Source organism: Serratia quinivorans (assembly GCF_946227985.1).
GTDB classification, from domain to species: domain Bacteria; phylum Pseudomonadota; class Gammaproteobacteria; order Enterobacterales; family Enterobacteriaceae; genus Serratia; species Serratia quinivorans_A.
Genome location: NZ_CAMKGL010000003.1, coordinates 157,896 through 170,515, shown reverse-complemented (window position 1 = coordinate 170,515; position 12,620 = coordinate 157,896). Strand labels below are relative to the sequence as shown.

Annotated in this window: 9 protein-coding genes; 5 read left to right on the top strand and 4 right to left on the bottom strand. The window is 58.2% G+C overall.

The features are described 5' to 3' along the window. Position 1 precedes the first annotated feature (1 nt). Positions 2–982 (bottom strand): Gfo/Idh/MocA family protein, encoded by a 981-nt coding sequence (locus OCH02_RS12175; RefSeq protein WP_261431483.1) that lies wholly within the window; start codon positions 980–982, stop codon positions 2–4. A 50-nt stretch (positions 983–1,032) separates the two neighbouring features. Then, a complete protein-coding gene (locus OCH02_RS12170) occupies positions 1,033–1,539 on the bottom strand; it encodes a M48 family metallopeptidase (protein WP_261409344.1) in 507 nt (168 codons plus the stop codon). A 149-nt stretch (positions 1,540–1,688) separates the two neighbouring features. On the opposite strand from OCH02_RS12170, the gene rlmG reads away from it, so the two are divergent. After that, positions 1,689–2,828 (top strand): 23S rRNA (guanine(1835)-N(2))-methyltransferase RlmG, encoded by a 1,140-nt coding sequence (rlmG, locus tag OCH02_RS12165; RefSeq protein ID WP_261431482.1) that lies wholly within the window; start codon positions 1,689–1,691, stop codon positions 2,826–2,828. A gap of 38 nt (positions 2,829–2,866) precedes the next feature. Here the strand turns inward: rlmG and OCH02_RS12160 are convergent, their stop codons facing one another. Beyond that, positions 2,867–4,888 (bottom strand): FAD-dependent oxidoreductase, encoded by a 2,022-nt coding sequence (locus tag OCH02_RS12160; RefSeq protein WP_261431481.1) that lies wholly within the window; start codon positions 4,886–4,888, stop codon positions 2,867–2,869. Between the two features lie 426 nt (positions 4,889–5,314). On the opposite strand from OCH02_RS12160, the gene OCH02_RS12155 reads away from it, so the two are divergent. Continuing rightward, entirely contained in the window at positions 5,315–6,934 is a 1,620-nt protein-coding gene (locus OCH02_RS12155; protein WP_261431480.1) for an ABC-F family ATP-binding cassette domain-containing protein, read from the top strand. 13 nt (positions 6,935–6,947) lie between these two features. Here OCH02_RS12155 and OCH02_RS12150 read toward each other — a convergent pair whose 3' ends face one another. Then, positions 6,948–8,414, bottom strand: coding sequence for a PLP-dependent aminotransferase family protein (locus tag OCH02_RS12150; RefSeq protein WP_261092702.1), 1,467 nt, complete (start codon positions 8,412–8,414; stop codon positions 6,948–6,950). A 121-nt stretch (positions 8,415–8,535) separates the two neighbouring features. Here OCH02_RS12150 and OCH02_RS12145 point away from each other — a divergent pair, with 121 nt between their 5' ends. Genes OCH02_RS12145 through OCH02_RS12135 form a run of 3 tightly spaced genes read left to right on the top strand, consistent with a single transcriptional unit; the run spans position 8,536 to position 12,572 of the window. Next, positions 8,536–9,801, top strand: a complete 1,266-nt coding sequence (locus tag OCH02_RS12145) for a 4-aminobutyrate--2-oxoglutarate transaminase (protein ID WP_153858914.1) — start codon at positions 8,536–8,538, stop codon at positions 9,799–9,801. A gap of 13 nt (positions 9,802–9,814) precedes the next feature. Next, positions 9,815–11,269: an NAD-dependent succinate-semialdehyde dehydrogenase gene (locus OCH02_RS12140; protein ID WP_261431479.1), complete on the top strand. Its 1,455-nt coding sequence runs from the start codon at positions 9,815–9,817 to the stop codon at positions 11,267–11,269. Between the two features lie 58 nt (positions 11,270–11,327). Beyond that, positions 11,328–12,572 (top strand): amino acid permease, encoded by a 1,245-nt coding sequence (locus OCH02_RS12135; protein WP_261431478.1) that lies wholly within the window; start codon positions 11,328–11,330, stop codon positions 12,570–12,572. Positions 12,573–12,620: the final 48 nt, after the last annotated feature.

Genomic DNA, 12,620 nt, shown 5'->3' with positions numbered 1-12,620 from the left:
GTCATTCTCCGTCGGCAGGAAACACTACGCCGGTCTGGCGGCGGATTTCGGTCAGCAGGCGGGCGATAATCAGCGAGTTTTCCAACCCCGGATGTTCTACCTGCCGTTTCTCCACCCGTTCGGCGAAGACTTGCGCTTCGTACAGCATGGTATTGATATGCTGCGGCTGGGACAGATCCTGGCGTTGTCCACCGCGTGGTGTCAGCACTACGCCCTGACACTCCGAGATTTTCTCAATTACCAGCGTGCCTTCTTCGCCCTGGATCTCGCTCGGAATGTCCGAGTTGCTGACCTTGGAGTGGGAGATGGTCACGTCGAAGTCGCCGTAGTTGAGGCAGGCGGTGCCGTGCGCATCAACGCCGGTATCCAGCAAGCTGGCGCTGGCGATCACCGATTCAGGCTCACCGAACAGCGCCACGGCACTGGCCAGGCAGTAATAACCAATGTCCATGATCGAACCGTTGGAAAACTGCGGGTTGAAGGTGTTTGGATTTTCACCGGCCAGATAGCGTGGGTAGCGCGAGGAGTATTGGCAGTAGTTGATAAAGGCTTTACGCAACCGGCCGATTTTCGGCAGCGTTTGCTGCAAGGCCAGGAAATTCGGCAGGTGGGCGCTTTTAAAGGCTTCGAACAGCACCACCTGATTTTCACGTGCGCAGGCCACCAGCTTTTCGGCTTCGCGCAGGTTGGACACCAGCGGTTTCTCGCATATTACGTGTTTTTTATGGCTGAGGAACAACAACGACTGCTGGCAGTGCAGGCTATTGGGGCTGGCGATGTAAACTGCGTCGATGGCATCTGATTGGGCCAGTGCTTCCAGGGAATCGAAAAACAGACTGACGGGGTAGTTGGCACCAAATGCCTGCGCCTGTTCCAGCTTGCGCGAATAGACGGCGGTCAGCTTCAATTTGCCGCTTTCGTGTGCGGCGTCGATAAAGCGCTCCGTAATCCAGTTGGTACCAACAACGGCAAAGCGAATCATAGATATCTCCGGTTCCCAGACGTTAGAAATCAGAGTATCACAGGGAATCGTCAGGTATACAGATTGCCAAACACCGACAGGTGGGTCAGATACAGTCGGGTATCGAACTCCAGTTGGTGGTAGTTGGGCTCCATGTGGCAGCATAGGCTGTAGAAAGCCTTGTTATGGTCTTTTTCTTTCAGGTGCGCCAGCTCATGCACTACGATCATGCGTAGAAACGGCTCCGGTGCCAGCTTGAATACCGTCGCCACGCGGATTTCCGCCTTGGCCTTCAACTTGCCGCCCTGCACGCGGGAAATGGCGGTATGCATGCCGAGCGCGTGTTTCATTACCTGGATTTTTCCGTCGTAGGCCACTTTGCTCAGCGGCTGGGCGTTGCGCAGGTACTGGTTTTTCAGATCGACGGTAAACTGATAAAGCGACTTGTCGGTGGTGCAGTCGTGCACCTGCGGATAGCGCTGTAACAGCACCTCACCCAGACGTTGCTGGTCGATCAACTGCTGCACCTGGCTTTGCAGATGTTCAGAGTAACCCTGCAGGTAAGTCAGTTCGGACATCGTCTTCCCGTATTGGCCATAATTCAGCGGGTCATTGTATGATGTTTTTTCGCGCAAAGCCCGCAAAGGGCAATTTATCCGAAAAAACATTTTACTGGCGGACGTTTTTAGGGGATAAACAGCCCAAATTTTATCAGTCAGGAGGGGCAATGAGCCAACTCGATCTGGGAACACAGCAACTTGAGCTGGAGCGTTATCCCCAACAGGAAGAATCCACCCAACTACAGGCGTGGGAAGCGGCGGACGAATATCTGCTGCAACAGCTTGAAAATGTAAGCATTGGCGATCGTCCGGTGCTGATTTTCAACGACAACTTCGGTACGCTGGCCTGTGCGCTGCACGCTCATCAGCCTTACAGCATCAGCGATTCCTATATGAGCCAGTTGGCCACGCGCCATAATCTGAAGCTCAATGAATTGGATCCGCAGCAGGTAACGCTGCTGGACACCCTGGCCGAATTGCCTGCGTCACCGGCGGTGGTACTGATCCGCATTCCTAAAGCGCTGGCACTGCTGGAACAGCAACTGCGTGCGCTGCGCGATGTAGTGGCACCGGACACGGTTATCATCGCCGGAGCCAAAGCGCGTGACGTGCATACCTCAACCATGCAGCTGTTTGAAAAGGTGCTCGGCCCCACTCGCACCAGCCTGGCATGGAAGAAAGCGCGGTTGATCCACTGTGAAGTCGCAGACATCGTGCCACCAGCAGCGCCGGTAACCACCAACTGGGTACTGGACGGCACCGATTGGGTGATCCACAACCATGCCAACGTGTTCTCACGCAGCAACCTGGATATCGGCGCACGCCTGTTCCTGGACCATCTGCCGCATGACATTGAAGGCCACATCATCGATCTGGGCTGCGGTAACGGTGTCATCGGCATGGCCGCATTGATGCAGAACCCGCAAGCGCAGGTGAGCTTTGTTGATGAGTCCTATATGGCGGTGGCCTCCAGCGAACTGAACGTGGAACACAACCTGCCGCAGGATCTGGATCGTTGCCAGTTTGAAGTGAATAACTCGCTGGCGGGGATTGAGCGGGAAAGCGTGCAGGCGGTACTGTGTAACCCACCGTTCCACCAGCAGCATGCCATCACCGATCACACCGCCTGGCAGATGTTCTGTGACGCCAAGCGTTGCCTGCAGGTGGGCGGCGAGCTGCGCATTGTCGGCAACCGCCATCTGGATTACCACCAGAAGCTGAAGCGTTTGTTTGGCAACTGCACCCTGATCGCATCCAACAAGAAGTTCGTGATCCTCAAAGCGGTGAAATCCGGCGCACGTTACTGATTGGTCAAGGGGCGCAGGGAATGCGCCCCTGATTGTGATTACAGCGCCATCGCCAGCCGCGTGCCCTGATCGATAGCGCGGCGGGCATCGAGCTCGGCGGCCACGTCCGCACCGCCAATCAAATGCACCGTTTTGCCCATCTCCAGCAGCGGTTGTTGCAACTCGCGGCGCGGTTCCTGCCCGGCGCAGATAATCACCGTGTCTACCGGCAAGCAACTTTCCTGTTCGGCCCGTGCTATATGCAGGCCTTCATCATCAATGCGTTGATAATTCACGCTGTTGAGCATTTTTACGCCGCGCATCGCCAGACTGGTGCGGTGGATCCAACCGGTGGTTTTCCCCAGGCCTTCACCCACTTTGCTGGTCTTGCGTTGCAGCAGATAAATCTGCCGAGCCGCGTGCGTCGCCACAGGCCCTTCGGCTGCCAGACCGCCGCGATGGCTAAGCTGGTTGTCGATGCCCCACTCACGGTTAAACTCCGCCTGATCCAGGCTGCTCGACACGCCGTGCTGGCTGAGGTACTCGGCGGTGTCGAAGCCAATGCCGCCGGCACCGATAATCGCCACCCGCTGGCCGACCGGTTTTTTGTCGCGCAGCACGTCCAGATAGGTCAAGACTCTGGCGTTATCGATACCGGGGATATCCGGGGTACGCGGCACGATGCCGCAGGCGAGGATCACTTCGTCAAATTCCGCCAAATCGGCTGCCTTCACCCAACTGCCCAGCTTCAGCGTTACCTCCAGCAGCGCCAATTGGCGGCGGAAGTAGCGCAGGGTTTCATGGAATTCCTCTTTGCCGGGGATCTGTTTGGCAATATTGAACTGGCCGCCAATCTGATCGGCGGCGTCGAACAGCGTCACCCGGTGGCCACGGCTGGCGGCGGTAGTAGCAAAGGCCAGCCCGGCCGGCCCGGCGCCGATCACCGCCAGGTTCTTCGGTTTTTCTGCCACGACCAGTGGCATTTCGGTTTCACGGCAGGCGCGTGGGTTAACCAGGCAAGAGGTGAGTTTGCCTTCAAAAATTTGGTCGAGGCAGGCCTGGTTACAGCCAATACAGGTATTGATCTCGTCGGCGCGGCCTTCGGCGGCTTTTTGCACAAAGGCGGCGTCAGCCAGGAACGGACGGGCCATCGACACCATGTCGGCACAGCCGTCTGCCAGCACCTGTTCGGCAACGGCCGGATCGTTAATGCGGTTGGTGGTGATCAGCGGAATGCGCACTTTGCCCATCAGCTTACGGGTTACCCAACTGAAGCCGGCGCGTGGCACCATGGTGGCGATGGTCGGGATACGCGCCTCATGCCAGCCGATGCCGGTGTTGATGATGGTCGCCCCCGCCTGCTCAACCGCCAGCGCCAGCTGTTCGATCTCCTGCCAGCTGGAACCGTCTTCCACCAGATCCAGCATCGAAAGACGGTAAATCAGAATGAAATCGTTGCCGACCGCCTGCCGCACCGCCCGGACAATCTCCACGGCAAAACGCATGCGGTTGCTGAAGCTGCCGCCCCATTGGTCATCGCGCTGGTTGGTGCGCGACACCAGAAATTGGTTGATCAGATAACCTTCGGAACCCATCACCTCGACGCCATCGTAACCGGCCTGCTGCGCCAGTGCCGCACACTGGGCGAAGTCGGCGATGGTCTGCACGATCTCCGCCTCGCTCAACGCAGTGGGGGCGAAGGGGTTGATCGGTGCCTGCAGCGCGGAGGGCGCGACCGGCTGTGGCTGATAGCTGTAGCGACCGGCGTGCAGGATCTGCAGCGCAATTTTACCGCCTGCCTGATGGACGGCCTCAGTGACGATGCGGTGGTGGCTGACCTGCTGTGGCTGGCTGAGGGTAGAACCGCCGCGATACACCACGCCTTTTTCATTGGGGGCGATCCCGCCGGTGACGATCAGCGCCACGCCGGCCGCTGCGCGCTCGGCATAGAAAGCGGCCATGCGCTCGGGGCCATTGGGCAGTTCTTCCAGGCCGGTGTGCATTGATCCCATCAGCACCCGATTTTTCAAGGTAGTGAAGCCGAGATCCAGCGGCGCCAGCAGGTGTGGGTAATTGCTCATTGCAGTCTCCATCGCTCATCCCCCCGCATCTTTCAAACTGCAGCGTTGTTGGCCGCGTTCGTTCACCCCAGTCACTTACCAAAGTAAGCTCCAGGGGACTCTCAAACTTGCCGCCTAACTGCAGCTCGAAAGCTTTTGGGTATGATCAGTTGTTATTATTATGTACGACCAAGTGGTCGGATGAGATAAATCTAGCCGTTGTCACTGCCGTTGGGAATCTGCATTGCGCTGAATGTGATAGATGTCATGAATCTTTATTGCTGTTTGCATAGTGAACAGCAAATCGGTTAGCATTTGCGCGTTGAAATTCCTTCTCTCTCTGCGGAGCCATTACCGAAAATGAACACACACGCCTGCTGATATCTTGTCCCACGTTGCGCACATCGGTGCCTTGTGGGGATGTTTTGATCTCATTCAGGAGTGCTTATGGCTCATTTTGCGCAGTCCCCTCATCTTGTTTTACATCAACTGACCTGCCAGTTTGCTGACGGCGAAACGCTGTTCGGTCCGCTGGATCTGACTTTCGATCAACACCACTGTGGCCTGGTTGGACGCAACGGCGTCGGCAAAACGCGTCTGTTACGGCTGATTGCCGGGCTGGATTTGCCGGGTAACGGCCACGTTGAGTCTCATGCTTCGCTGGCCTACGTGGCGCAGCAGCCGGATATCATTCCGCAGACCACGCTGGCGCAGTTGCTCGGCTACGGCGAGACCTTTGCCGCGTTTGCCCGTCTTGAGCAGGGACGACCGCAAGCGGAAGATATTGATCGTCTGGAAGGGCAGTGGGATCTCAGCGATCGTCTGCAGGCGGCTTTTAGCGCTGCCGGGCTGCCGGTATTTGATCCGCAGCGGCCGGCGAGCGATCTAAGCGGTGGTGAACGAATGCGTGCCGCCTTGTGCGGGGTGATGCTCAGTGGCGCGGACTTCCTGCTACTGGACGAACCGACTAACCACCTTGATACCCGCGCCCGCGACTGGCTGTATCAGCAGTTGGAAAGCTGGCGTGGCGGCTTGCTGGTTGCCAGCCACGATCGGCAATTACTGGCGCGCATGCAGCGTATTGTCGAGCTGACGCCCGGCGCACTGCACAGCTACGGCGGAAACTACCATGATTATCGCCGTCAGCGTGACCTGGAGCAGCAGGCTGCGCGTGCCGGGTTGGAACATGTGCGTCAGGAGCGTCGGCGCACCCGTGCTCGACAACAGAAAGAGCATGACATCAGCCAGCGGCGTTCCGCGCAGACGCTAAAAGTCGTCGATACGCTGAACATCGCCTCTTTTGAGCGGGTGGCCTACAAGGCGGCGGCCAAAGAGAGCCTGGGTACGCTGCGCAAGCAGCACCAGGAGCAGAAAGGCTCCCTCGATGCCGCAGTACATGAAGCCTGGCAGCGGGTGGAGGAAGACAGCCCGGTGATGCTGGCCTTGCCGGGCAGCGCAGTAGCGGCGAGCAAACAGGTACTGGTGCTGGAACAGCTGCAATTGCCCTTTATCACTATGCCGCCGCTGGATTTACGCATTGATGGCCCGATGCGCGTGGCGTTAACCGGCCCGAACGGCTGCGGTAAAACGACCCTGCTGAAGGTGATCCTCGGGCAGTTGGCCGCCAAAGCCGGTTGTTGCCATTGCTCGCTACCGACGGCTTATCTCGATCAAAACCTTTCGCAGCTCAATCTGTCATTCTCGGTGGTTGAACACCTTGGTCTGCAGGATTCGCCGCTAAATGAGGGCAGGATGCGCAGCCAGTTGGCACAGTTGCAGCTAAACGCCGAACGCGTACTGTTGCCCCTGGCGGCGCTGAGTGGGGGTGAACGGCTGAAAGCGGCGCTGGCCTGCATGTTGTGGCGGCAGGAACCGGCGCAGTTGCTGCTGCTGGATGAACCGACCAACCATCTGGATCTGGCATCGTCACTGGCGATCGAGGCCGCATTGGCCAGTTTTCCCGGCGCGATGCTGGTGGTCTCCCATGATGAGGCGTTTTTGCAGGCGCTGAAATTAACTCACCGTTTGCAATGGCGGCAGGAAGGGTGGCAATTGCAGAGCCTTTGATGGAAGACTGCGTTCAGGGGCGGATGCATTCCAACAGCAGGGTAAAGGCGGCGGCCATTTGTTCTTCCGGCACGCAGGCAAACCCCATCAGCAGGCCACGGCGATGGTTCGGCAACATGTAGTAGCGCGACAGTGGCCGCACCAGCACGCCGCGTTGGTTGGCGGCGGCGGCGATCGCCACGTCGTCCGCCTCGTCCGGCAGGTTAAGGATCAGGTGCAGGCCGGCGTTATTGTTGAACTCGCTCAACGCCTGTTTGCCCAGATGCTGTTCGATCAATGCGGTCAGAAATGCCCGGCGGCGGGCATACAGCAACCGCATGCGGCGAATATGCGCGGTGTAATGGCCTTCCTGAATAAACTGCGCCAATGCGGTCTGGATCAGCAGATGACCACCGCGGTACAGCTCGGCATGGGCGGTTTTTAACGCTGCGACCAGCGGTTTTGGCAACACCACGTAACCCAGCCGCAACGCCGGGTACAGCGTTTTACTGAAAGTGCCGATATAGATCACCGGCGCGTCGGCTTCCAGCCCTTGCAATGCCGGGATCGGCTGGCCGGAAAAACGGAATTCACTGTCGTAGTCATCCTCAACGATCCAACTGCCGCCGTTGCGTGCCAGTGCCAGCAAGCGTTGTCGCCGCGCCAGGCTCATCACCGATCCCAGCGGATATTGGTGCGACGGGGTGACAAATATCAACCGAGGTGCGCCGCTGGGTTGCTCCGGTGGCACCATACCGGCCTCATCAACCTCCAGCGGGCAGATATTCACGTCGTTCATCCGCAGGATATTGCGGATCCCCCAATACCCCGGCTCTTCAATCCACGCGTCGTCGCCCGGATTGCACAGCAGCCGCGTCACCAGATCTATTGCCTGATGGATGCCCTCGGTAATCAGAATTTGCTCCGGCGAACAGCGTACCGAGCGCGCCACGCGCAGATAATCCACCAGCGCATGTTGCAATTCCGGGCTGCCGCCCTGGTTGCTGTAGGTCAGTTTCTGCGGGGCTGGGCGACGGCTAATGCGTGCCTGGATCTTGCTGAATAACTGATGAGGGAAGGCATTTACATCGGGTACGCCGGGGATAAACGCGCCCCATTGTTTGGGGCTGGCGCTGGCGTGGTGCAACAAAGCAGCGCCGCGTTCCGACAGCTCAATACGTCGTTGCTCCCCGTCACTGCCGGCAGGGGCGCTGGCAGTGGATAAACAACTGTCCGGCACGGTTTCGGCGACGAATGTGCCACTTCCGGCACGTGCTAAAACATATCCTTCTGCCAGTAATTGTTCATAAACGGTTAAAACTGTGTTACGTGAAAGGCTTAGCTCCTGAGCTAAATCGCGTGAGGCAGGCAGGCGGCTCGAGGGCGGCAGGCTACCGTCCAGAATGCTGGTGCGGATCGCATTATAGAGCCGCTTATGCAGCTTATCCTCAGGCTGTTCACCGAGACGTTGCAATAACAGGTCACCACTCAGTGAGCGCAATTGGATCCCTCAATTAATCGTAACTGGCTCTCGATTATAGGGCCACATCCTGTGTAAATAAACGTCATTGTTTCACAAATGTGAACGAAACGTACAGATGGCACCGACCGGAGAGAGCAACATGAAAAACGCAGAATTGAACCAACGTCGTCAGGATGCTACCCCACGTGGGGTGGGTGTCATGTGCGGTTTTTACGCCGAGCGTGCAGAGAACGCCACGCTGTGGGATGTCGAAGGCAATGAAGTCATTGATTTCGCCTCGGGTATTGCCGTATTGAATACCGGCCACCGTCACCCGAAAGTGATCGCCGCGATTGAAAAGCAACTGAAGGCCTTCACCCACACCGCTTACCAAATTGTTCCTTACGAAAGCTACGTTACGCTGGCGGAACGCATCAATCAGCGCGCGCCAATTGAAGGCCCATGTAAAACCGCATTCTTCACCACCGGTGCCGAAGCGGTAGAAAACGCGGTCAAAATTGCCCGTGCTCATACCGGTCGTCCAGGTCTTATCACCTTTGGCGGTGGTTTCCACGGCCGTACCTATATGACCATGGCGCTGACCGGCAAAGTGGCTCCTTACAAGCTGGGCTTCGGGCCATTCCCTGGTTCGGTGTTCCATGGCCAGTACCCGAATGCGCTGTACGGCGTGACCACCGAAGACGCGATGAACAGCCTGGAACGCATTTTTAAAGCGGATATCGATCCCAAGCAGGTTGCGGCTATCGTGCTGGAGCCGGTGCAGGGCGAGGGCGGTTTCAACATCGCACCGGCCGAGTTTATGCAAGCGCTGCGCACGCTGTGTGACGAACACGGCATTCTGCTGATTGCCGACGAAGTGCAGACCGGTTTTGCCCGTACCGGTAAGCTGTTTGCTATGGATCATTACAGCGTGAAACCCGATCTGATCACCATGGCGAAAAGCCTGGCAGGCGGTATGCCGCTGTCGGCGGTGGCAGGGCGTAGCGAGGTGATGGATGCTCCGGCACCGGGTGGGCTGGGCGGTACCTATGCCGGTAACCCACTGGCGGTGGCGGCAGCGTTGGCGGTGTTGGAAGTGATTGAAGAAGAGCAGCTGTGTCAGCGTTCGCAGCGCCTGGGCCAGCATCTGGTGGAGGTGTTGCAGCAGGCGCGCCAGACCAGCAAGGCGATCGTGGATATTCGCGCGCAGGGTTCGATGGTCGCCGTGGAGTTCAACGATCCCGCCACCGGCAAGCCTTCGGCGGAGATTACCCGTCAGGTGCAGCAGAAAGCGTTGGCCGAAGGCCTGTTGCTGCTGAGCTGCGGCGTCAATGGCAACGTGATCCGCTTCCTGTACCCGCTGACCATTCCTGAAGACCAGTTCACCAAGGCGCTGGGTATTCTTTCCCGCGCGCTGGCCCAATAAGGAGTGCGTGGCAATGAAATTGAATAATCCCGAGCTGCTGCGCAGCCAGTGTCTGATTAACGGTGAGTGGTGCGATGCGCTGAGCGGCAAGCGTGAAGCGGTGATCAACCCGGCGACCGGCGTCGAACTGGCCAGTATTCCGCTGGTCAGCGGCGAAGAAACCCAACAGGCGATCAATGCGGCGCAGGTGGCGCAGCAAGGCTGGAAGCAACTGACCGCCAAACAACGTTCCGCACTGCTGTTGGCCTGGGCCGATAAGATAATGGCGGCGCAGGAAGATTTGGCGCAGTTGATGACCGCAGAACAGGGCAAGTCATTGGCGGAAGCGCGTGGTGAAGTGGCCTATGCCGCTTCGTTTATCACCTGGTTTGCCGAAGAGGCCAAACGGGTTGACGGTGCGGTATTGCAGGCGCCACTGGCCTCACAGCGCCTGGTAGTGGTCAAGCAACCGATTGGCGTGTGTGCGGCGATCACCCCCTGGAACTTCCCGGCGGCGATGATCACCCGCAAGGTCGCACCGGCGCTGGCAGCCGGCTGCGCGATTATCGTTAAACCGGCCGAACAAACGCCGCTGACCGCGCTGGCGTTAGGCAAGCTGGCGCAGGATGCCGGCATTCCGGCGGGCGTATTGCAGATTGTCACCGGTGATGCCGCTCAGGTGGGCAAGGTGCTGTGTGATAGCCCGGTGGTGCGCAAGTTGAGCTTTACCGGTTCGACCGAGGTCGGCCGGATACTGATGGCGCAGTGCGCGCCAACCATCAAAAAACTGTCGCTGGAACTGGGCGGCAATGCGCCGGTGATCGTCTTCGATGACGCCAACCTGGACGCGGCGGTAGCAGGCATTATGGCCTCCAAATTCCGCAACAGCGGCCAGACCTGCGTCTGTGCCAATCGGATCTACGTGCAAGACGGTATCTATGACCGACTGGTGGACAAACTGGTGGCAGCGGTCGAGCAGCTTAAAGTCGGTGACGGCAGCAAAGAGGGCACCACTCAGGGGCCGCTGATCGACCAGGACGCGGTGGAAAAAGTGCAGAGCCATATCGACGATGCATTGATCAAAGGGGCGCAGATTGCTATTGGCGGTCAGCCACACTCGCTGGGACGTACCTTCTTCCAGCCCACGGTCGTGACCGGCGTGACGCAGAAAATGCGTTTCGCCAAAGAAGAAACCTTTGGCCCGGTAGCGCCGCTGTTCCGTTTCCATGATGAGGCGGAAGCCATCGCCATGGCCAACGATACTGAATTCGGCCTGGCTGCCTATCTGTTTACGCAGAACGCCTCGCGCCAGTGGCGTGTGCCGGAAGCGCTGGAGTACGGCATGGTCGGCATCAATACCGGACTGATTTCCAATGAAGTCGCCCCCTTTGGCGGCGTGAAGCAGTCAGGACTCGGACGTGAAGGATCGCGTTACGGGATTGAAGAATATCTGGAGTTGAAATACCTGTGTATCGACGTGAGCTGTTAACCACCGGGAAATTAACCGATCCCGGTGGCCTGGGCCGCCGGGGGACAAAGGATGCTGTATGTCTGCTGAAAATACCTCTATTTCTCCGGCGTTTGCCGCCGGGGTGCGAGCACCTGCACCCACCAAATCACTGAGTTTCCTCGAAGGTGTGGCGATGATTGTCGGCACCAACATTGGTGCCGGTGTGCTGTCTATCGCCTATGCCTCAAGCAAGGCCGGTTTTTTACCCTTGTTGTTCTGGCTGGTACTGGTCGGTAGCCTGACGACCATCACCATGCTGTATGTTGCCGAATCCACTTTGCGCACCCGCGCTCACCTGCAATTAAGCGGGCTGGCGAAACGTTATGTCGGCAGTATCGGTGCCTGGCTGATGTTTGCCTCGGTTTGCGTTAACAGCGTCGGGGCGCTGACCGCCTATATGACCGGCAGCGGCAAACTGCTGCAATCCCTGTTTGGTATCTCACCGGCGATCGGTAGCCTGCTGTTTTTCGTACCGGCGGCGGGGGTGTTGTACCTGGGGCTGAAGGCGATTGGCCGCGGCGAAAAGTTTATCAGTATCGGCATGGTAGTGATGCTGACCGCATTGGTGGCGGCCACACTGCTAAAAGATACCAGCCAGATGCGCAACCTGCTGGACGGTGACTGGCGCTTTATGGTGCCGGTCTTCAACGTGGTGGTGTTCTGCTTCTCGGCACAATATATCGTGCCGGAAATGGCGCGTGGTTTCTCGGACAAACCGGAGCAGCTGCCCAAGGCGATTATGGTCGGTATGGCGGTGACCTTTGTGTTGCTGGCGGCGGTACCGATGTCGGTCATTGCGCTCAGCGGGCTGAATGGCATTTCTGACGTGGCGACCATCTCTTGGGGCCAGGCCTTGGGGCAATGGGCGTTCTTCTCCGCCAACATTTTTGCCCTGTGCGCGATGCTGACTTCTTATTGGGGGCTGGGCGGCAGCTTCCTGACCAATATTTTCGACCAGTTCAGACTGGGTAATGACGAGCAGCCGCTGCGCCGTTTCGGCGTATTGATGCTGGTGGTGGTGCCCCCCTTCGTGCTGGCTTACAGCGGGCTGGTGTCATTCGTTAATGCACTCTATTTCGCCGGGGTATTCAGCGGGGTGATCCTGTCGATTATGCCGATGCTGATCCTGCGCGGAGCGCGCAAGCACGGTGACCAGACGCCACGCTGGCAGTGCAGCTGGATCACTCACCCGCTGTTGCAGGTAAGCATCATATTGCTGTACCTGGGCAGCGCGGTGTATGCCATTGCGTCGCTGTTTGGCTATCTGCCCTCTGGATGGTGAATTGCCTTCCCTCAAGAAGTGATGTTGTTTCTCGATAATTGAGAACGG